19 protein-coding genes and 1 pseudogene are annotated in these 20,037 nt (G+C 73.7%); 9 read left to right on the top strand and 11 right to left on the bottom strand.

Translation table 11 applies throughout. The annotated features are described in order from the left end of the window. Positions 1 to 81 precede the first annotated feature (81 nt). A pseudogene (locus B1H29_RS21135) lies at positions 82 to 2,491 on the bottom strand (PQQ-binding-like beta-propeller repeat protein). 191 nt (positions 2,492 to 2,682) lie between these two features. Beyond that, the gene (locus B1H29_RS21125; protein ID WP_055417439.1) at positions 2,683 to 3,477 is read right to left on the bottom strand and encodes a VOC family protein; all 795 of its coding nucleotides are present in this window, start codon (positions 3,475 to 3,477) and stop codon (positions 2,683 to 2,685) included. Positions 3,478 to 3,611: 134 nt separating this feature from the next. Between B1H29_RS21125 and B1H29_RS21120 the strand changes: the two genes are divergently transcribed. Then, the gene (locus B1H29_RS21120) at positions 3,612 to 4,247 is read left to right on the top strand and encodes a TetR family transcriptional regulator (RefSeq protein ID WP_055417440.1); all 636 of its coding nucleotides are present in this window, start codon (positions 3,612 to 3,614) and stop codon (positions 4,245 to 4,247) included. Positions 4,248 to 4,439: 192 nt separating this feature from the next. On the opposite strand, the gene B1H29_RS21115 is transcribed toward B1H29_RS21120, so the two are convergent. Then, positions 4,440 to 4,892, bottom strand: a complete 453-nt coding sequence (locus B1H29_RS21115) for an Lrp/AsnC family transcriptional regulator (protein ID WP_055417441.1) — start codon at positions 4,890 to 4,892, stop codon at positions 4,440 to 4,442. Positions 4,893 to 4,974: 82 nt separating this feature from the next. Here B1H29_RS21115 and B1H29_RS21110 point away from each other — a divergent pair, with 82 nt between their 5' ends. From B1H29_RS21110 to B1H29_RS21100, 3 genes are all read left to right on the top strand, one after another. Beyond that, positions 4,975 to 5,610, top strand: a complete 636-nt coding sequence (locus B1H29_RS21110) for a LysE family translocator (protein ID WP_055417442.1) — start codon at positions 4,975 to 4,977, stop codon at positions 5,608 to 5,610. A 100-nt stretch (positions 5,611 to 5,710) separates the two neighbouring features. Beyond that, entirely contained in the window at positions 5,711 to 6,136 is a 426-nt protein-coding gene (locus B1H29_RS21105) for a pyridoxamine 5'-phosphate oxidase family protein (protein ID WP_055417443.1), read from the top strand. Between the two features lie 27 nt (positions 6,137 to 6,163). Beyond that, positions 6,164 to 6,832 carry a pyridoxine/pyridoxamine 5'-phosphate oxidase gene (locus B1H29_RS21100; RefSeq protein WP_055417444.1) on the top strand — a complete coding sequence of 223 codons (669 nt, stop codon included), beginning with the start codon at positions 6,164 to 6,166 and terminating at the stop codon, positions 6,830 to 6,832. Positions 6,833 to 6,839: 7 nt separating this feature from the next. Here B1H29_RS21100 and B1H29_RS21095 read toward each other — a convergent pair whose 3' ends face one another. Beyond that, positions 6,840 to 7,460, bottom strand: a complete 621-nt coding sequence (locus B1H29_RS21095) for a GNAT family N-acetyltransferase (RefSeq protein ID WP_079160360.1) — start codon at positions 7,458 to 7,460, stop codon at positions 6,840 to 6,842. A 150-nt stretch (positions 7,461 to 7,610) separates the two neighbouring features. On the opposite strand from B1H29_RS21095, the gene B1H29_RS21090 reads away from it, so the two are divergent. Further along, positions 7,611 to 8,813 (top strand): flavin-containing monooxygenase, encoded by a 1,203-nt coding sequence (locus B1H29_RS21090; RefSeq protein ID WP_055417445.1) that lies wholly within the window; start codon positions 7,611 to 7,613, stop codon positions 8,811 to 8,813. 19 nt (positions 8,814 to 8,832) lie between these two features. Here B1H29_RS21090 and B1H29_RS21085 read toward each other — a convergent pair whose 3' ends face one another. Further along, complete coding sequence (locus B1H29_RS21085; RefSeq protein WP_055417446.1) at positions 8,833 to 9,738, bottom strand: hypothetical protein; 906 nt, start codon at positions 9,736 to 9,738, stop codon at positions 8,833 to 8,835. Between the two features lie 21 nt (positions 9,739 to 9,759). Next, complete coding sequence (locus B1H29_RS21080; protein ID WP_055417447.1) at positions 9,760 to 11,076, bottom strand: MFS transporter; 1,317 nt, start codon at positions 11,074 to 11,076, stop codon at positions 9,760 to 9,762. A gap of 71 nt (positions 11,077 to 11,147) precedes the next feature. Here B1H29_RS21080 and B1H29_RS21075 point away from each other — a divergent pair, with 71 nt between their 5' ends. Then, positions 11,148 to 12,164 (top strand): GlxA family transcriptional regulator, encoded by a 1,017-nt coding sequence (locus tag B1H29_RS21075; protein ID WP_055417448.1) that lies wholly within the window; start codon positions 11,148 to 11,150, stop codon positions 12,162 to 12,164. Positions 12,165 to 12,519: 355 nt separating this feature from the next. On the opposite strand, the gene B1H29_RS21070 is transcribed toward B1H29_RS21075, so the two are convergent. The 3 genes from B1H29_RS21070 to B1H29_RS21055 all read right to left on the bottom strand — a co-directional run bounded on the left by B1H29_RS21070 (position 12,520) and on the right by B1H29_RS21055 (position 14,559). Beyond that, on the bottom strand, positions 12,520 to 12,996 hold the full coding sequence (locus B1H29_RS21070) for an ATP-binding protein (protein ID WP_055417449.1): 477 nt from the start codon (positions 12,994 to 12,996) through the stop codon (positions 12,520 to 12,522). A gap of 522 nt (positions 12,997 to 13,518) precedes the next feature. Continuing rightward, positions 13,519 to 14,031, bottom strand: a complete 513-nt coding sequence (locus tag B1H29_RS21060) for an EF-hand domain-containing protein (protein ID WP_055417450.1) — start codon at positions 14,029 to 14,031, stop codon at positions 13,519 to 13,521. A 147-nt stretch (positions 14,032 to 14,178) separates the two neighbouring features. After that, positions 14,179 to 14,559: an STAS domain-containing protein gene (locus B1H29_RS21055; RefSeq protein ID WP_055417451.1), complete on the bottom strand. Its 381-nt coding sequence runs from the start codon at positions 14,557 to 14,559 to the stop codon at positions 14,179 to 14,181. A 412-nt stretch (positions 14,560 to 14,971) separates the two neighbouring features. On the opposite strand from B1H29_RS21055, the gene B1H29_RS21050 reads away from it, so the two are divergent. Next, positions 14,972 to 15,562: a sigma-70 family RNA polymerase sigma factor gene (locus B1H29_RS21050; protein ID WP_055417452.1), complete on the top strand. Its 591-nt coding sequence runs from the start codon at positions 14,972 to 14,974 to the stop codon at positions 15,560 to 15,562. Next, positions 15,559 to 16,854 (top strand): zf-HC2 domain-containing protein, encoded by a 1,296-nt coding sequence (locus tag B1H29_RS21045; RefSeq protein ID WP_055417453.1) that lies wholly within the window; start codon positions 15,559 to 15,561, stop codon positions 16,852 to 16,854. Before B1H29_RS21050 ends, B1H29_RS21045 begins: the two co-directional genes overlap by 4 nt. Before the next feature lie 228 nt (positions 16,855 to 17,082). Here B1H29_RS21045 and purU read toward each other — a convergent pair whose 3' ends face one another. Beyond that, the gene (purU, locus tag B1H29_RS21040) at positions 17,083 to 17,976 is read right to left on the bottom strand and encodes a formyltetrahydrofolate deformylase (protein ID WP_055417454.1); all 894 of its coding nucleotides are present in this window, start codon (positions 17,974 to 17,976) and stop codon (positions 17,083 to 17,085) included. Between the two features lie 46 nt (positions 17,977 to 18,022). Beyond that, complete coding sequence (locus B1H29_RS21035) at positions 18,023 to 18,523, bottom strand: SCO4402 family protein (protein WP_055417455.1); 501 nt, start codon at positions 18,521 to 18,523, stop codon at positions 18,023 to 18,025. Between the two features lie 117 nt (positions 18,524 to 18,640). On the opposite strand from B1H29_RS21035, the gene B1H29_RS21030 reads away from it, so the two are divergent. After that, positions 18,641 to 19,957 carry an ABC transporter substrate-binding protein gene (locus B1H29_RS21030; protein WP_055417456.1) on the top strand — a complete coding sequence of 439 codons (1,317 nt, stop codon included), beginning with the start codon at positions 18,641 to 18,643 and terminating at the stop codon, positions 19,955 to 19,957. Positions 19,958 to 20,037: the final 80 nt, after the last annotated feature.

The following is a 20,037-nucleotide window of genomic DNA, read 5'->3' as shown; positions in this document are numbered from 1 at the left end:
GCTCGCCGCTTCTGCCTCTCCCACCCGCCCGGCGGACGCCCTGGAGAACGGGCGTCCCACGCGGGAGAAACGCTCCGGTCCCTACGTCGTACGGGCCGTGCCCGTGCCCTTCTCCGCGTCCAGGGCGTAGACGCAGCGGTCCTTGCTGCACGCGTAGACGATGCCGTCCCGCACCACCGGGGAACCGGTGATCTCGCCGCCGGTGGCGAGCTTCCAGCGGAGGCGGCCGTCGTCGGACTTGAGGGTGTAGAGGAGGTGGTCCGTGGAGCCGAAGTGGATGCGGCCCTCGGCCACCGCGGGGGCGCCCACGATGTCGCCGCCCGCCTGGAAGCGCCACTTGGGAGTGCCGGTCACCGCGTCCAGGGTGTAGAGGCCCTTGCCGCTGCCCACGTGGACGTGGCCGGCGGCGACCAGGACCGGGTCGGTCGAGGAACGGGCCTCGGTCGCGATGCGCCAGCGGTCGCGGCCGTCGGTGGCGTCCAGGGCGTAGACCGTGCCGAGGTAGGAGGTAGTCGGCCAGGTAGACGCCGCCGCCGGTCACCGCGGGGCCCGGCACGAAGGCCGGCGGGGCGAGGAAGACCGCCGGGGCCTCGAAGTGCCAGCGGACGTGGCCGGTGGTGACCTCCAGGGCGAGGACCCGGGTACCGGCGCAGACGTAGACGTAGCCGTCGGGTGCCTGGGTGACGCGGACCGGCACCCCGCCGCAGGAGGCGGCGTCGCCGATCGGGTACGACCAGCGCTCGTCGCCGGTACGGGCGTCCAGGGCGCGCAGCCGGGCGTCCTGCCAGACGTACGCCGTGCCGTCGTGGAGCGCCGCGCCCGCCTCCGGGGACTCGAAGTCGGTCTGGGCGCCGGTGATCTCCCACAGTTTCTGCCCACTCGAGGCCTCCCGGCCCTGGACGCCGCCGCCGCGGGTGGCGGTGAGGACCGTGCCCCGGTCGGCCCGGAGGCAGTACACCCAGGCGTCGGTCTGCAGGCGCCACAGGTCGGTGCCCTCGCGGGCGTCCAGGGCGTAGAGGGTCGGGCCGTCGGAGGCGTGGATACGGCCGTCCGCGACCGCCATCGACCAGGCGACGTCCCGGGTCTTGAAGCGACGGCGCCCCGTGGCCACGTCCAGGGCGTGCACCTCGAAGGAGGTGACGTAGACGAGGTCCCCGGCGACGGACGGCGTGCCCCAGACGTCGTTGGACATGCGGAAGCGCCAGGGGCGCCAGCCCGCCGGGGACGCCTCGGGAGGCGCGGCGGGGGCGGGCTGGGCCGCCGCCACGGAGGGGTCGGCGCCGTTGACGCCGGGGCGCGGGCGGGACCAGGACGCCGCGAGGGCGGACTCCGGCGGGGGTGCCGCGACGGCCGCGGAACGCATGTCGGCGACGCGCGGGCCGGGGCCGATGGGCACCGAGACGCCGGCCAGCCGGACCGGGCCGGCGTCGGGGGCGCCGACGGGCGCGGGCACCGGCGGGCGGTGCGCCGGGGGCGCCGGTACGACGGGGTCGTGCGAGGGCGGGGGCGGGAGCGGGGGCGCGGGGACCGCGGGGCGGGCGCCGGCCGATCCGCCGCCCCGGCCGCCGGACGCCGCCGCGGGCTTGGCCGGGGGCCGGCCGCCCCGGCGGCTCTCGATCAGGCCCACCGCCCGCTCGGGCAGCCACGCCGACGCCGTACCGCTGTCGTCGGAGCCGGAGCCGAACAGGTGCGGGGCGAGCTGGGCCTGGAGGTCGGCGGGATTGGGGCGGGCGGTCGCCTCCATCTGCATGCAGGACTCGATGAGCGGGCGCAGCTCGTCCGGCAGGCCCTCCAGGTCGGGGCCCTCGCGCAGCAGCATGAAGACCGTCTCGACCGGGTTGGCGCCGTGGAAGGGCGGGTGTCCGGTGGCGGCGAAGACCAGCATGGAGCCGAGCGAGAACACGTCGCTCGCGCCGGTGACGCTGCGGGAGTCCTTCGCCTGCTCCGGGGACATGTAGGCGGGGGTGCCGACGGCGACGTTCGTCATCGTCAGACGGGTGTTCGAGACGCCGGACGCGATGCCGAAGTCGATCACCCGGGGGCCGTCCTCGACCACGAGGACGTTGGAGGGCTTGAGGTCGCGGTGGACGAGCCCGGCACCGTGGATCGACTGGAGCGCCTCCGCGACGCCGGCCGCCAGCCAGCGCACCGCCTGGGCCGGGAGCGGCCCGCACTCGTTCACTATCTCCTCGAGGGAGGGCGCGGGCACGTAGGCCGTGGCCAGCCACGGGACCGCCGCACGCGGGTCGGCGTCGACCACCGCCGCCGTGTAGAAGCCGGAGACGGCGCGGGCCGCCTCCACCTCGCGCGTGAAGCGGACGCGGAAGAGCTGGTCCTCCGCCAGCTCCGTCCGGACCGTCTTGATCGCCACCCGCCGGCCGGACGCCGAACGCGCGAGATAGACCAGCCCCATGCCGCCGGCGCCGAGCCGGCCCAGCACCTCGAACGGCCCGATCCGCCGCGGATCGTGCTGCGTCAGCTGATCCACCACTTGCCTGCCACCTCCCCGTACGGGCCGCGCCATCCACATATGTACGCGACCGAAGTGCAGCGTCTCACCACCGCACCTCCGTGGCGCCACGCACCCCGATTCTTCCTGTCCGAGGCGCCGGTGGCGAACCTGGCGACAATCGGGGTGTCTCGTACGATCCCGGGCAAAGTGGCGCGCTTCCCGAGTGTCGATCAGCGTTGCAGCAGGGCGAACGACGCCCCCTGGTCGTCCGAGACCACGGCCACCCCTCCGTACGACGTCTCGAAGGGTGGCACCCGCACCCGCCCCCCGAGCCGGGCCACCATGCCGAGCGCGGCCTCGACGTCCCCGACCAGGAAGTGGACGAGGAAGTGCGGCGGCATCTGCGCGGGGAAGACGCTGGAGACCGGGGCGCGGCCGAAGTCGGGGGCGGCGTCCGGACCGAAGAGGGCGTCGTGGAAGAGGTCGCCGTAGAAGGCGTTGGCGGCCTCGGTGTCCCGGGTGTACAGCTCGGCCCAGGTGAAGGTGCCCGGTTCGTGCCGGCGTCCGAAGCCGGGGTGGCCGGCCGGCTGCCACAGGGCGAACACGGCTCCGTCGGGATCTGCGGCGAGCGCGGTGGTGCCCAGGCCGCCGACCGGGTGGGGCGGGGTGACGACCTGGCCGCCGCCCGCCCGGATCCGCTCGGCCAGCGCCGCCGCGTCCGGGGTGTGGAAGTACACCGACCACACGGTGGGCATCCGGCCGTCCGTCTTGCGGACCAGGGCTGCGACGGGTTCGCCGTCCAGCCGCGCCCATACGGATACGCCCGCCGGCCCACCTGCCGGCTCCCCTGCCGACTCCCCTGCCGGCTCCGTGAAGGTCCAGCCGAAGAGCTCGCCGTAGAAGCGCTTGCCCGCCTCCACGTCGGAGAGCTGTGCGTCCACCCAGCAGGGAACGCCTTCCGGGTGTGCGGACACGTCGCCCGGACCGTCGGATGTCCGCTTCGCTGATGCCCCGTTTTCGGCCATGCCGTCAAAGTAACCGCGTCGCCCGCACCGCGCAGACCAGGCACACCAGCCTCGCTCCGCCCGCGCACCCCATTTGCAGTCGGCCGAATCGCGCTCGGATCACCCGTCGGTAAGCTGACGGCATGACAGGACAAGTGCGTACCGTCGACGGCCGCGTGGCCGGTCGACGTGGGCAGGCGACCCGGCAGAAACTGCTCGACTGCCTCAGCGAAATGCTCAGCTCCTCCCCCTATCGCGATGTCAAAGTCATCGATGTCGCCCGCAAGGCGGGCACCTCGCCCGCGACCTTCTACCAGTACTTCCCGGACGTCGAGGGCGCCGTCCTGGAGCTCGCCGAGCAAATGGCCGCCGAGAGTGCCGGGTTGGCCGAGCTGACGGCGGGCCGCTCCTGGGTCGGCAAGGCCGGCTGGCAGACGGCGCAGGAACTCGTCGACGGCTTCCTGGAGTTCTGGCGGAAGAACGACGCGATCCTCCGGGTCATCGATCTGGGCGCGGCGGAGGGAGACAAACGTTTCTCCAAGATCCGCATGAAGATCCTCAACTCGGTGAACTCCTCCCTCGCGGAGTCCGTCGCCGAACTGCAGGCCAAGGGCAAGGTCGACAAGGACGTGAACCCCGCGGCGATCGCCGGTTCACTGGTCGTGATGCTCGCGGCCGCCGCGTCGCACCAGAAGGGGTTCTCCTCCTGGGGCGTCAAGCAGGCCGAACTCAAACCGAACCTGGCCCTGTTGATGTACCTGGGCGTCACCGGCAAGAAGCCCACCAAGTAGCACCCCCGGCAGCACGCCAAGCAGCACCCCCGGCAGCACGCCAAGCAGAACGCCCGACGGCACACCAAGCGGCACGCCCGGCGGCATACCGCCCGCAGCGCGCCTCGCAGCCTGTCATCCTCGCCGGGCCCGCACCGGGCCCACACCCGGCACCGCGCCCCTCGCCCCGCGTCCGGCGCCACCCGTCCCGCGCTACGCCGGCAGTGGCCGGTCCCGCACCACGTGCTTCATCACCAGCGTCGACGTCAGCCGCTGCACCCCGGGCAGGGTGCCGAGCCGCTCGTCGTAGAGCCGCTGGTAGGCGGCCAGGTCGGCGGCGACCACCCGCAGCAGGTAGTCCGGCTCCCCGAAGAGCCGCTGCGCCTCCACCACCTCCGCCACCTCGCTGACCGCCCGCTCGAACTCGGCGACCGTGTCCCGGTCCTCCTGCCGCATCGACACGAAGACCAGCGCCTCGAAGTCCAGCCCCACGGCGGCGGGGTCCACGACCGCCCGGTAACCGCCGATCGCCCCCGACCGCTCCAGCTCACGCAGCCGCCGGTGACACGGCGAGACGCTCAGCCGCACCCGCGCGGCCAGTTCGGTGACGGTCAGCCGCCCGTCCTGCTGCAGCTCGGCAAGAATCTTCCGATCCATGTCATCCATGGGGGAAATTCTTCCACTACAGGCCCTGACCTGGGTAGATTACGGGAACACCTTCGGGGTGAATGCGCCTAATCTTCCCGTCATGGACTCGGGACTCCTCATCTCCTTCCTCGCCCTGGACCTCCTGCTGGTGTGCGTGCCGGGCGCGGACTGGGCGTACGCCATCGCGGCCGGGCTGCGCGACCGGTCGGTGGCGTGGGCCGTGGGCGGCCTGGTCGCCGGGTACGCGCTGCACACGCTGCTGGCGGCGGCCGGACTGGCGGTGCTGGTGGCCGGGTCGCCGGGTCTGCTCACGGTGCTGACGGTGGCGGGGGCCGCGTACCTGGTGTGGCTGGGGTGGTCGGTGCTGCGCCGGCCCGGCGTCCCGGACGCCGCGCAGGACACCCCGGCCACCGCGCAGGGCGGCTCCCGGGCCCGGGACTTCCTGCGCGGCGCCACGATCAGCGGCCTCAACCCCAAGGGCCTGCTGCTCTACCTGTCCGTGCTGCCGCAGTTCCTGGTCACCCGGGGTGCGCACCTGCCGGTGCCCGTGCAGACTGTCGTCCTGGGACTGCTGCACATGGCGTGCTGTGCCGCCGTCTACCTCACGGTCGGTCTGGCCGCCCGTGCCGTCCTGGGCGCGCGTCCGGCCGCGGCACGCGCGGTCACCCGTACGTCGGGCGCCGCGATGCTGGGCATCGGCGCGTTCTTGTTGGTGCAGCGGCTGGCGCTGTCCTGACGGACGTCCGGCGAAATACCCGCGGGACGGGGAACAGCCCTGTGGCCGACCGGTGTTGAGAAAGGCACCGACGCCGTCCGTACCGCTGGAGGAGACCGGAATGGCCCTGACCCGCGAAGAGCGTGAGAAGTTCCTGGCCGAGCCCCACATCGCCGCGCTCGCGGTCGACGCGGGAGCGGGGCGCGCCCCTCTGACCGTGCCGATCTGGTACCAGTACGAGCCCGGCGGCGACGTATGGATCATGACCGGGCTCGACAGCCGCAAGAACGAACTGATCAAGGCGGCGGGCCGGTTCTCCCTGATGGCCGACCGGCTGGAGCCCACCATCCGGTACGTGTCGGTGGAGGGGCCGGTGGTCGAGACGGTCACCGCCACCGAGGAGCATCTGCGGGAGATGGCCGCCCGCTACCTCCCGGCCGAGAAGGTCGACGGCTACGTGGCCTTCGCCACCGCGAACCACGGCGAGCAGGTCATCGTCCGCATGCGGCCGGAGCGTTGGGTCTCCTCCGACCTCGGGTCGGTGTGATCCCCCGGCACCCGTGACAATCGGGACATGGGATCCGATCTGCACGAGTCACTGAGGTCGCTGCGGGTGTGGGACCCCGCGGTCACCGAACTGCCGCCCTTCGACCCGGCCACCGCGCCCGGCGACCCCGTGGCCCTGTTCACGGCGTGGTTCGCCGAGGCGGTGGCGGCCGGCCAGACCGAACCGCACACCGTGTCGCTGGCGACGGCGGACGCGGAGGGCCTGCCGGACGCGCGCGTCGTGATGCTGCACGGCGCGGACGCGGACGGCTGGTCCTTCGCCACGCACGCCGACAGCCGCAAGGGCCGCCACCTCGCCGCCCGTCCCTACGCCGCGCTCGTCTTCTACTGGCCGGTGCTGGGCCGCCAGGTGCGCGTCCGCGGCCCGGTCGCCGTCGCCCCGGCCGAGGCGGCGCACGCCGACCTGCACGCCCGGTCGACCGGTGCGCTGGCCGCCGCCCTCACCGGACGGCAGAGCGCGGACCTCGACTCGCCGGACGAGCTGGCCCGCGCCTCGGAGGCCGCCTGGGAACGGGCCGCCCGGGAGCCGGACGCGCCCGTCCCGTCCTGGACGCTGTACCGGCTGCTCCCCGACGAAGTGGAGTTCTTCCAGGGGGACGCCCGCCGCCGCCACGTACGGCTGGCCTACCGCCGGACGGACGACGGGGACTGGGACACGCGGCTGCTGTGGCCGTGAACGCCCCTCACCGCCCGCTGGGCGCCGCGGGCTCGGCGGGCTCGGCGTCCGTCGCCAACCGCGCGTGCAGATGCGCGTCCCGGAACACGTCGTGCCGGCCGGCCTCGAACATCGCCCCGCGCATCGTGCCCTCGTAGGCGTACCCGCAGCGTTCGGCGATCCGGCAGGAGGCGTCGTGCCCCACCGCGTGACCCAGTTCCAGGCGGTACAGGCCGAGTTCCGCGAAGGCCCAGCGCGAGGCGAGGAGCAGGGCGCGGGTGGCGACGCCCCGGCCGCGGGCCTCGGGGAGCACCCAGTAGCCGACCCGGGCCAGCTTCAGCGGCCGGTTGATCTCGTTGACGCCGATGTGGCCCAGCGTCGTGCCGGTCACCCGGTCCGTGATCCGGAACGACGCGGACCTGCCCTCCCCGGCATCCCGGGCGCGTGCGCGCAGCGACTCGCGGGCGCCGCCGAGGTCCGTCCACAGTCTGAGCGGTGTGTTCCAGCGCTGGAACTCGGGGTCAAGACAGCCGCGCAGCCAGGTCTCGGCGTCGGCGTCGGAGCCGGCGTCCCAGGACTTGAGGTGGAGGCCGTGTCCGCGCGGTTCGGTGAGGGAGGGCGCGAGGGTGCGCATGCGTGTGTGGGCCATCGAGCCATTCAATCCGACCGGTGAGGCGGCGGGCGGCGGACGGCTCGGCGGCGGTCACGACCGTGGTCGTGACCACGGTCGTGACCGATCCGCAACCGATTCCGGTCTTGACCGAGACCCATCAAGCATCAGCCTGATTACGCTCGCGGCATGGCCGACTCCACAACGTCCGCTGAACCGCGGGCCGCGCACCCCGCGGACCGCCCCGTGTACGTCATCGGCGCCGGCCCCGGCGGCCTCGCCGTCGCCCACGCCCTGCGCGCACGGGGTCTGCGGGCCGTCGTCCTGGAGCGGACCGAGCACGTCGGCGCCTCCTGGCGGCGCCACTACGACCGGCTGCGCCTGCACACCACCCGCCGCCTGTCGGCGCTGCCCGGCCTGCCGATGCCGCGCCGCTTCGGGCGGTGGGTGGCCCGGGACGACGTGGTGCGGTACCTGGAGACGTACGCCGAGCACCACCAACTGGAGATCGTCACCGGCGTCGAGGTCTTCCGCGTCGAACGCGCACCCGACGGCGCCGGCTGGCTGCTGCACGCCTCGGGCGGTCGTGAGCTGACCGGCGCCGCGGTGGTGGTCGCCACCGGCCACAACCACACCCCGCGCCTGCCGGACTGGCCCGGCCGGGACACGTACACCGGCGAGGTCCGGCACGCCGCCGAGTACCGGAACGCGGCCCCGTACGCCGGCCGGGACGTCCTGGTCGTCGGCGTCGGCAACACCGGCGCCGAGATAGCCGTGGACCTGGTGGAGGGCGGGGCCGCCCGGGTCCGGCTGTCCGTGCGCACCGCGCCCCACATCGTCCGCCGCTCCACCGCCGGCTGGCCCGCCCAGTACAGCGGCGTCCTCGTACGGCGGCTGCCGGCCCGTCTCGTCGACCGGCTCGCCCGGCCGCTGGCCAGGATCAGCACGCCCGACCTGTCGGCGCGGGGGCTGCCCCGCCCGGACACCGGCCTCCTCACCCGGGTCGCCGAGGGCGCCGTCCCGGTGCAGGACGTCGGCCTGATCGACGCGGTGCGCGGCGGCCGGGTGGAGATCGTGGCCGCCGTGGACGGCTTCGAGGACGGCAAGGTGGTCCTCGCCGACGGCACCCGCGTCGCACCGGACGCGGTCGTCGCCGCGACCGGCTATCTGCGGGGTCTGGAAGGGCTGGTCGGCCACCTCGGCGTACTCGACGCACGCGGCCGGCCGGTCGTGCGGGGCGCCCGCTCCCCCGAGAACGCCCCCGGTCTGTACTTCACGGGCTTCACCAACCCGGTCAGCGGCATGCTCCGCGAGCTGGCGATCGACGCGGTGCGCATCGCCAGGGCGGTGGCGCGCGAAGAGGCGGGACGGGTCTCGCGGCTTCCGGGCTGAGCGGCGGCGGGTACGCGGTTCAGGTCCGGGTCAGGATGCGCAGGTCCCCGGAGTCCGGGTCTCCGAAGAGCACGAACAGCTCGGGGTCCCGCTCGCTCCCGCCGATCGTCCAGTACGTCTCCTGCCCGCATCCGCCGTCGAGGCGTACGAGGACGCCGTCGCGCTCCGGGGCGTACGCGAGGCCGTCCCGGCCGACCGACCACGTGCCGGTCCCGTCGCACACGGTGAAGTCGCCGGCCCCGCCGTCCGCACGCGTGGCCGGCAGCCCGGCCGACTCCGCCCGGCCGCCCGCGCGCAGCACCAGTACCGCCCCGTCCCGGCCGCGCCATTCCCCGGCGAGCTGCCCGGCGGACAGCGCCGGGGGCTCGTAGTCGCCGACGAGCACGCTCCCGGACACGCCGACGACGGCGAGCAGGGCGACCGAGGCGCCCGCCGAGCGGAGCCAGACGCCCCACGGCCCCGCCCCGCGCCCGCGCAGGCGGGCGAGGCCGAGCACGGGCAGTACGCCGAGGCCCGCGAACCACAGGAGGGTGGCGGTGAAGGGCCACTCCCACAGCACGGCACCCGCCGCCGACCAGGCCGTCCCGGCCAGGACGGACATCACCAGGTGCCGGACCCACTCGGGGCCGCCCGAGGGGCGAAGCCGCAGGCGTGCCAGGGTGGCGGCGGGCATGATCTGCGCGGTCGCGTGGAGTACGCCGAGGAACGGCAGGACCAGCGGCGCGGCCAGCAGCGCGACGGCCATGCCGAACGAGCCGCTGTGGCCGCGGCCGTAGTCGTCGCTTCCCGCCACCTCGGCGAACCACCACACCAGCCACGCCACCGGCAACTGCCCCGCGCACAGCGCCGCCGCCCGGTTCCACTCGTCGTTCGGCCAGGTCAGCCGCGTACGTCCGGTCCCTGGTTCCGTCGTCCCCCACCCCATACGGGGCAGCCTACGAGCCGGTCAGCACGGGGCGGTCACCGGCACCGGTCGCCGCCGGATCACCAGCGCCATCAGCGCCGCCGCCGCGCACAGGGCACCGGACGCGTACCAGACCACGTCGTAGGAGCCGAAGACGTCGCGGGCGACGCCGCCGAGGAAGGCGACGAGGGCGGCGCCGACCTGGTGGGAGGCGAGGACCCAGCCGAAGACGATCGCGCTGTCGTCGCCGTAGTGCTCGCGGCACAGGGCGAGGGTGGGCGGGACGGTGGCGACCCAGTCGAGGCCGTAGAAGACGATGAAGAAGATCATCGGAGGGTGGACGGTCGGCGCGAGCAGGATGGGGAGGAAGAGGAGGGAGACGCCGCGCAGGGCGTAGTAGACGGCGAGCAGGCGGCGCGGCTCGAAGCGGTCGGTGAACCAGCCGGAGGCGATCGTGCCGACCACGTCGAACACGCCGATCACGGCCAGCAGCGAGGCGGCGGCCGTCAGCGGCATGTGGTGGTCGTGGGCGGCGGGGATGAAGTGGGTCTGGATCAGGCCGTTGGTCGAGGCACCGCAGATCGCGAAGGTGCCGGCCAGCAGCCAGAACGGGCCGGTGCGGGCGGCGGAGAGGAGCACCGTGAGCGCGCGGCGTGCGGCGCCGGGCACGGGGGCGGGCTTGGGCACGAACTCCTCGGCGCCGTAGGGCTTTTGGCCCACGTCCGCCGGATGGTCGCGCAGGAGGAGCCAGACGAAGGGGACGACGGCCAGTGCGGCGAGGGCGACCGTGACGGCCGCCGGTCGCCACTCGTACGTCTCCACGATCCAGGACAGCAGCGGCAGGAAGATCAACTGCCCGGAGGCCGAGGCGGCGGTGAGGACGCCGGTGACCAGGCCGCGCCGCTCGGTGAACCAGCGGTTGGTGACGGTGGCCGCGAAGGCCAGCGCCATCGAGCCGGAGCCGAGGCCGACCAGCAGACCCCAGCAGAGGATGAGCTGCCAGGCGGAGTCCATCCACACCGTGAGGCCCGAGCCCAGCGCGATGACGATCAGGGCCACGGCGACCACGCGGCGGATGCCGAAGCGGTCCATCAGCGCCGCGGCGAAGGGAGCGGTCAGCCCGTAGAGCGCGAGGTTGACGGAGACGGCGGCGCCGATCGTGCCGCGCGACCAGCCGAACTCCTGGTGGAGCGGGTCGATCAGGATGCCGGGCAGGGAGCGGAAGGCCGCGGCACTGATGATCGTCACGAACGTGACCGCGGCGACCCACCAGGCACGGTGCACCCGGGCGCGGCGGCGCGGGCGGGCGGGCTCCGGCTGGTGTGCGGCCGCTGCGGCGGCGTCGGTTGTCTGGGTCACGTCATCGAGCTTCCGATGCGCGATACGCCCGATCCAGTGGCCCGGAAGACAGTGTTCGCTAGGATCGGGCCATGACGTCCGACCTCGCGTACCGCGCGCACCGGCCGCACCGGGTCGCCGTTCTCGCCCTCGACGGCCTGCTCCCCTTCGAACTGGGCATACCGCAGCGGATCCTCGGGCGCGCCCGGGATGAGCGGGGCGACCCGCTGTACGAGGTCGTCACCTGCTCGGTCCGCCCGCCCGGGCCGGTCGGGACCGACGCGGACTTCGCGATCCTGGTGGAGAACGGCCCGGAGGCCCTCGCCACCGCCGACACGGTCGTCGTCCCCTCCTCCTACGAGCTGGGTCCGGTGTACGAGGAGGGCGTGCTGACCGAGGAGCTCGCCGCCGCGCTCGCGCTCGTCCGGCCCGGCACCCGGCTCGTCGCGATCTGCACCGGCGGCTACGTCCTGGCCGCCGCCGGGTGTCTCGACGGACGGCCGGCGACCACGCACTGGGCCTCCGCGGACCACTTCCAGCGGCTGTTCCCGAAGGTGCGGGTGGATCCCGGCGTGCTGTTCGTCGACGACGGCGACGTGCTCACCTCGGCCGGGGTCGCGGCCGGGATCGACCTGTGCGTGCACATCGTGCGCCGGGACCACGGCACCGCCGTCGCCAACGACGTGGCCCGCCGCACCGTCGTACCGCCGCACCGCGACGGCGGCCAGGCGCAGTACATCGAGCGGCCGGTGCCCGATCCGCAGCAGTCCTCGACGGCCAACGCCCGCGCCTGGGCGCTCGGCCGTCTCCAGGAACCGATCCAGCTACGGGACATGGCCGCCCGCGAGTCGATGTCCGTACGCACCTTCACCCGCCGTTTCCGCGAGGAGGTCGGCGTCAGCCCGGGCCAGTGGCTCACCGGGCAGCGCGTCGAACGGGCCCGGCATCTGCTGGAGTCCACCACGCTCTCCGTCGACCGGGTGGCCCGCGCCGCGGGCTTCGGCACGGCCCAGTCGATGCGGCAGCACTTGCAGACGGCCCTCGGGGTCACGCCGACCGCGTACCGGCGGACCTTCCGGAGTGAGTTGTCCACAGCCTGTGGAGGGTGACGGGAAAGTCGTCGGCCGGCGGCGCGGCGCTGTCCGCCCCGAGCATGGCATCGCGCGCGCCGCCACCCGACTCCGGCGCTCCCGCCCGGCTCCCGTCGCCCCCCAGGGAACCGCCGCCGACACACGACCCACGCTCGTCGAGGGCTCCGTCACCGAGGCCTCGTCGTCCCCTCGCGGCGAATCGTTGCCTTCCAGCGTGAGGAGGCGGTCACGAACCGTCAACCGGCGAAGGGGGATTCACCACTTACGTCCTGTTCGCACGGGACGCGCACGGAAGCACACCACGGCGCACCGCCGCATCGGGCCCGGGAGAAGCGGGGGCTCGTGCACCGGGCGCATCCCCCGCCGCCGGCCGCTACACCACTTCGTACGCGAACCCCTCGTACGCCACCGTGCCGCCGCCGCTCCCGCAGACCGGCGCGACGTCCTCGCGCTCGGCGCAGCGGTCCAGTTCGCACCAGATGCGCTTGCCGGCGCCCTCCCGGCTCCAGCCCCAGCGGTCGGCGAGGCCGTCGACGAGGGCGAGGCCCCGGCCGCCCGTCGCCTCGCCGCCCACACAGCGGGGCACCGGGGCCCGGTCGCTGGCGTCGTCCACCTCGAGGCGGACGGTCGCCTCCTCGGTCCCCTCGGTCGCCGCGCCCGGCAGCACCAGCCGCAGGACGGCCGGACACCCGGTGTGCACCACGGCGTTGGTGACGAGCTCGGAGACGAGCAGGACCAGCGTCTCGGCGAGTGGTTCATCGGCCTGTATCCCGGACCCGGCGAGCCGTGAGCGCGCCCACCGCCGGGCTCGCCCCACTTCCGAGGGGTCGGGCCGGACCTCCAGTTGCACTTGAAGCACCTGCACCGCTCACACCATCCGAACCGGCGGACACAAAGGCTCGCGCCTCATGAGGGCCACGATCGTAGCCATTTTCTGCATGGCCAGGACAAAGACCGGGTGGGGGATCACGGAACGTGAATCCCTTGTGGGCCAGCATGGTTGACGTAAAGTCACCCCAACAAGCGCTTCGGGCATATTCCAGCGCGAAGGAGTACCCGTGCGGCATACTGTGCGACGCTCGTTCCGGGGAGTCGAACAGGCGGTGGCCGACGGCCGTTCCACCCTGCGGGGCAAGGCGCACACCGTCGGTTCCGGAGCCGCCTCGGGGGCGACTCCGGCACGGTCGGCGCTCGGGACCACTCGCATCCCAGACAAGGTACCGGAGTGTGGCACCGACTCCGGGCCGTGACGGGTCACACGGCGGACACGACCCGGTATCAACGCTCCGTGATGCCGCCCCGCCACGATCCGCGACATCTGTTCGGGGGGCCGGTGGCGGCCGTCGGCGCGGGGCGCGTCACTCGGGGCGCGTCACTCGGGCACGGTGAAGTACCGGGCGAAGGCCGGGACGATCTCCGCCTCCCCCACCTTGCCGTCGCCGTCCGTGTCGAGCGCCTCGGCGACCGACCGGGCGGTGTCCCCGGGCACACCGAGCGCGGTGAGCACCCGGGCGGCGGCCTCGACGGTGGCGGCCCCGTCGCCTTCGGTGTCGGCGACGTCCAGCACCGCGTGCAGGAAGGGCCGGGCGATCTCGGCGAACCGGTCCGGGTTGTCGCGCAGCCGCTTGACCGCCGCGGTGACGAACTCCCCGCGGGTGATGCGCTGGTCGCCGTCCCGGTCGGCGATGCCCGCCATGCCCTGCCAGAGCGCCTCCGCGCCGCCGTACAGGGCCTGCCCCTTCTCGGACCGGGCGGCGGTGCCGAACTCGGCGAGCACCGCCTTGGCCGCCCCGCTGAAGTCCGAACGGTCGATGTACCCGTTGCCGTCCTGGTCGAAGGTGGCGAACCGCGCGGCGATCCTGCGCTCGTACTCGCTGTTGACCATGGTCTTCTCCGGCCGCCTCACGTCGTCGGTGTCGGTGGGTGCGCACCGCTCGTGCGCACCGCTCGGAGCGTACGACCCCGGACGCGGCCGCGGGCGGGATCTACGCGGAGAGGGACCGCGTGGAGAGGGATCCACGCGGAGCGGGACCTACGCGGACAGGGGCCGCGGCTCGTCGCCGGTCGCCGAGGCGAGGTCGGGGTGGACGTCGAAGAGCCGGCGCACCCCGAGCGCGCCGAGGACGCGGTTGACGTGGGAGCCGTCGACGGCGCCCTGCGCCGGCAGTATCAGGCGCAGCCGGCCCTGACAGGAGCGGATGAGCCGCCGGGAGGCGATGAGGACGCCGACCCCGCTGGAGTCGCAGAACAGGACCTCGGAGAGATCCAGGACCAGACTGTGCCGCCCCTCGGCCACCTCGTCGTGCACGCGCTGCCGCAGCACCGGTGACGTCACCAGGTCAAGCTCGCCCGACACCTGGAGCACGGCCCACCGGCCCCGCTCTCCGCCGGTCACTTTGAACGTCACCACCATGCCCCTCATCCGTCGGAACGTCCGGAATCACCCAAAACGGAAGCCACGCTTACGCTTCTTGGGCGCGCGCCTGCCCACCGGCCGTTCCCGCAAACGCCCGACCGGAAACGGAGCCCGGCCGGAAGAGGCTTGTTTCAGACGGTTTCGATCCTGTTCGATCCAAACCAATCGAATCCGGTCGCACGTTAGAGGGTAGGCGAGGCGGGTCGGGGGCGTTTACCACCTGGGGGCCGGCAGGGGCGCGCATTGACACAAAGGGGCGTGCGGTCTCGGACGTGCCGACTACATTCGGGGAGACGGTGGCCCCAGGCTGGGGACCGGCCCGGCGGAGACACGCACGGCAATGAGCACGGAACGAGCACTGAACGAGCACGGAACGAGCAGAGGACCGTACAGGGGGTGAAGGGGCCGTATGGCGAAGAGGGACGCACCACTGCGCTGGGACCGCAAGATGCATCAGCGGCTCGCACGCGGGGAGGCCGCCGCCCTGGGCGAGCTCTACGACCGGTTCGCCTCGCTCGTGCACGGCCAGGCGCACCGCGTGCTCGGTGACGACCGGGCCGCCGACCGCATCACGCGCGACGTCTTCGCGCACGTCTGGGAGCATCCGGACGCCTACGACCCCCGGCAGGGCCCGCTGCGCACGTGGGTCGCCACGCTGACCCACCGCCTGGCCGTGCAGCGGCTGCGCGCCACCGAGACGGCCGCCCTCGCCCGCGGCGGCCCCGGCACCACCGAGGAGCTGGAGAGCAAGGTGCGCCACGCCTCGGTCGCCGCCCGCGCCGACTACATCGTCCAGTCCATGCCCGCCCCGCTGCGGGCCGCCCTGGAACTGGCCTACTTCCAGCGCCGCGACTACCGCCAGACCGCCGCCGACCTCGGCGTCACGGAGGACGAGGCCCGCCGCCGCCTGCGTCTGGGCCTCCAGCTCCTGTCCACCGCCCGCCACGCGGGCGCCCCGGAACCGCCCGGGGCGCCGCCGGGGTACGGGGGCGCGGCGTGAAGGGGGCCTACGACGAGAACGGGATCCCCGGGGACCCCGACGGGCCGGCGCCGGGCGGCGGGGGCGGTGCGGGCGAGGGCGGTGCGGGCGGCGGGGACCGCCCCGGTCCGCGTATACCGCTGCCCCGCGTGTCCGTGGAGGACGGTGGGCGGGAGCTGCCCGATGCGGTACCGGACGGGGCGGTCGCACTGGAGCACCAGACGCTGACGTCGCTGCTCGGGGCGTGGGCGCTGGCCGCCTGCTCGGCCGAGGAGGCCGCGGCCGTCGAGGAGCATCTCGGTGAGTGCGAGGCCTGTGCCGACGAGGCGCTGCGGCTGCGCGAGGCCGTCGGGCTGCTCCAGCGCCCGGAGACCCTCGACCTGGACCCCGCCCTGCGCACCCGGGTCCTGGACGGGTGCCTGGAGCGGCGCCCGCCGCGCATCCCGGTGCCCGAGTGGGCCACGCCGTACGACGCCGAGACCGCGCGGCTGGACGCGCTGCTCCAGGACATCGGCGACGCCGAGTGGCACGCGCCGGTGCGGCTGCGCTGGTTCGAGGCCGACGCGGCCGCGAGCCGCCGCACCACCGTCGCCGGGGTCATCGCCCACCTGCTGACGGTCGACGGGCTGGTCGCGGCCGCCCTGGGCCTGTCCGACCCGCTGGGCGACATCGCCGCCCCCGCCCCCGCGCCCGCCGGCCGCACCGAGGCGTACTGGCGGGCCTCGCACTACCCGCCCACCCGCGCGGTGCGGGCACCCTGGCGCGAGCAGACCCACGGCATCGTCCGCACCGTGTCGTTCACCGGCGACGCGGGCCGGATGCCGGTGTCGTACGGCGACTTCGAGCTGCCGCTGCACGACGCGATGCTGGACCGGGCGTTCGAGTGCTGGGTGCACGCCGAGGACATCGCCGACGCGGTGGACTACCCGTACGAGCCGCCCTCCGCGCGACATCTGAACCGCATGATCGACCTCGCGGCGCGGCTGCTGCCGGGCGTGCTGGCGACCCGCCGCCGGGCCGGGCCGGCGGCACCCGGCGCGCGCCCGCACCTGGTCACGGCGGGTGAGCCGGGGCGCAGTCTGCGGCTGGAGATCGAGGGCTCGGGCGGCGGCGAGTGGCTCATCCCGCTCGACTCCCCGGGCGCGGTGGGCTCCGCCGAGCACGAGGTGGCCCATGTCGCCCTGGACGGCGTGGAGTTCTGCCGGCTGGCCGCGGGCCACGTGCCTCCGGCGGATGCGGCGGCGGGACAGGTCGGGGACCGGGACGCGATCCGCGACGTGCTGTTCGCCGCGGCGAGCCTGAGCCGGATGTAGGGACGGGTGACGGTTCGCCGGCGGGTGCGGGCGGTGGGCGGTCGCTCGCGCGGTTCCCCGCGCCCCTCGGGGAACGCGCAGTGAACGCCCCACTGGGGACGCGTGGTGAACGCCCCTCAGGGGCACGGCGAACCGCGCGACCGGCCGACGACGGCCCGCGGCCGCCCGCGGAACCGAACGCCCCCGAGCCGCTGGGCGAAGACCACCGGCCGAACGCCCCCCGAGCCGCTAGGCGAAGACCACCGTCCGCCGTCCGTTCAGCAGAATCCTCCGCTCCGCGTGCCACTTCACGGCCCGCGCCAGCGCCTGGCACTCCACGTCCCGCCCCACCGCGACCAACTGGTCCGGCGTGACGTCGTGGCCGACCCGCTCGACCTCCTGCTCGATGATCGGCCCCTCGTCGAGGTCGGCCGTCACGTAGTGCGCGGTCGCGCCGATCAGCTTCACGCCTCGCGCGTGCGCCTGGTGGTACGGCTTCGCGCCCTTGAAGCTCGGCAGGAAGGAGTGGTGGATGTTGATGATCCGGCCGCTGAGCTGCTTGCACAGGTCGTCCGAGAGGACCTGCATGTAGCGGGCCAGCACGACCAGCTCGACGTTCTCCTCGCGCACGATCTCCAGGACGCGCGCCTCGGCCTGGGCCTTGGTGTCCTTCGTCACGGGGATGTGGTGGAACGGGATGCCGTAGGACCCCACCAGCTCGGCGAAGTCGGTGTGGTTGGACACCACGGCCGCGATCTCCACGGGCAGCGCGCCGATCCGCGCCCGGAAGAGCAGGTCGTTCAGGCAGTGCCCGAACCTGCTGACCATGAGCACGACGCGCATCTTCTCGTCGGCCCGGTTGATCTGCCAGTCCATGTGGAAGGCGTCACCGATCGCCGTGAAGCTGGCGCGCAGCTTGTCCACGGTCACCGGCTCGTCGGCCGAGAAGTGGACGCGCATGAAGAACAGTCCCGTGTCGTGGTCGCCGAACTGCTGGCTGTCCTCGATGTTGCAGCCGGTCATGAACAGGTAGCTCGACACGGCGTGCACGATGCCCTGCTTGTCGGGGCAGGACAGGGTGAGGACGTACTGGTCGGCCTGGGCGGCGGCCTGGGGGACGGCCGCGGAGGACTGCTCGTTCATGCGAGACAGGGTCCCACATCCGGGGCCGCTCCCGGCGGGCGTCCCGTCAGGCGGACCGGGTCAGGATCTGCAGCACCTCGAGCGTGCGCGGCTCCGCCTCCGGGTCCTCGCCGTCACTGGTGGCCAGCCGCACGTGCGCGTCGCGCGCCGCCCGCACCGCCTCGGGCCAGTCCGGGTGGTCGAGGTAGGCGTGCACGGGCGCGTCCGGCCCCACCTGGTGCATGATCCGCAGTACCCGCAGTACGGCGCTGTCGACGAGCGCCGCCTCCTGCGAGTCACGGAAGACCGTGCCCACGTACTTCTCGGCGGACCAGTGATCCAGCCAGGTGTCCTCCACCAGCCGGTACACCGCGTCGGTGACGTCGCCGTAGCCGTCCACACCGGCCAGCCAGACGTCCCGCTGGAAGGCGGGGGCGGAGAGCATGTGCAGCGCGGAGCGCACATTGCTGCGCCAGCGCCACCACGGCATGTCGTTGAGGGGCATGCCGCCCATGGTGGTGGAGCGACGGCCGCGACGGGAAGAGTTCTCCGAACCTTGCACGGTCATCGATCGTACGTTCCCCTCCATCGGTGCCTCACCTGCCCCCGCAATTCACCCGCGTGTCACCACGCGTTGACCGCAGGTCACTTCCAGGTTAGCCGCGTGACGGAATCGTGCGGATACATGACCGGCAGGCGACCCACCCGCAGCACCTTCCTCCGCGGTCCGAGCGGCCGCTCCCGGGCCACCCGCACCGGCGCTCTCGCCGCGGGCGCCCTGGTGGCGTGTGCGTCGCTCGCCGCCGGCTGCGGGGTCGTCCCCGGGAGCACGGGGGGATCCGGGGACGACCCGATCACCGTCATGACCTGGGCGCCGCAGGACACCGGCGCGACCAACAAGCCGGGCATGCCCGCCTTCGCGCAGGCATACGCCCGCTGGATCAACGACCGGGGCGGCCTCGGCGGCCGCAAGCTCAACGTCCTGACCTGCAACGAACACAACGACGGCATCACCGCCGCGAAGTGCGCCCGCCGCGCCGTCAAGGAGAACGCGGTCGCCGTCGTCGGCTCGTACAGCCAGCACGCCGACTCGTTCTTCCCCGTGCTGGAGGGCGCCGGGATCCCGTACATCGGCGGCTACGGCATCACCAACACGGAGTTCACCAGCCCGCTGTCCTACCCGGTCAACGGCGGGCAGCCCGCCCTGCTCGCCGGCCTCGGCAGCGCGCTCGCCGACTCCTGCGGGCCCGTCACGCTCATCCGGCCCGACACCATCGCGGGCGACCAGTTGCCCGTGCTGCTCGACTCGGGACTGACCACGGGCGGGCACGAGCGGGCCCGGGACCAGCGTGCGGCGGAGGACGCCACCGCGTACGACGGACAGTCCCAGCGGGCACTGGAGCGGACGACCACCGACCCGGCGGAACCGGGGTGCGTGGTGCCGGTCCTCGGGGACCGCACCGGCACCTTCATGGACTCCTTCCGGCGCGCCCGCGAGGACTACCCCGAGGTGCGCACCGCGACGGTGCTCGGCAGCGTCGACCAGACCACGGTGAACGCGAGCGGCGGGGCGTCCGGGCCCTACGAGGGGGCGTACGTCACCGGCTGGTACCCGGCGGTGAGCGACCCGGCCTGGGGCGGGATGAAGCGGGTGATCAAGGAGCAGGCGTTCGGCGACAACGACGTCGACGCGGCGGACGCCGGGGTGCAGACCACCTGGATCGCGTACACCGTCCTCAAGGCGGCCGTCGAGTCGCTCGGCGACGGCGAGGTCAGCGCCCACACCCTCACCCGCGCCCTGGACGACGGCCTGAAGGTCGGCACGGGCGGACTGACCCCGCCCCTCCAGTGGAAGTTCGCGGACAAGCTGGCGTCGGTCGGCTTCCCACGCCTGGTCAACGCCGAGGTCACCCTCCAGGTCGTACGGCGGGGCCGCCTGGTGTCGGCCAGCGAGGACGCCGTGGACACCACCCGCACCCTGCGGAACGCCGACCTGGCCTGACCCGGGCCATAGACCTGACCGGGCCTGACCGGGCCTGACCTGGCCGGGCCGGGCCTGACCGGGCCTGACCTGATCCGCCG

The sequence above is a fragment of the Streptomyces pactum genome (genome assembly GCF_002005225.1).
In the GTDB taxonomy this organism is placed as follows: Bacteria; Actinomycetota; Actinomycetes; order Streptomycetales; family Streptomycetaceae; genus Streptomyces; species Streptomyces pactum_A.
Note: the sequence above shows the minus strand (reverse complement) of the source record. Positions and strands in the feature narration are given on the sequence as shown.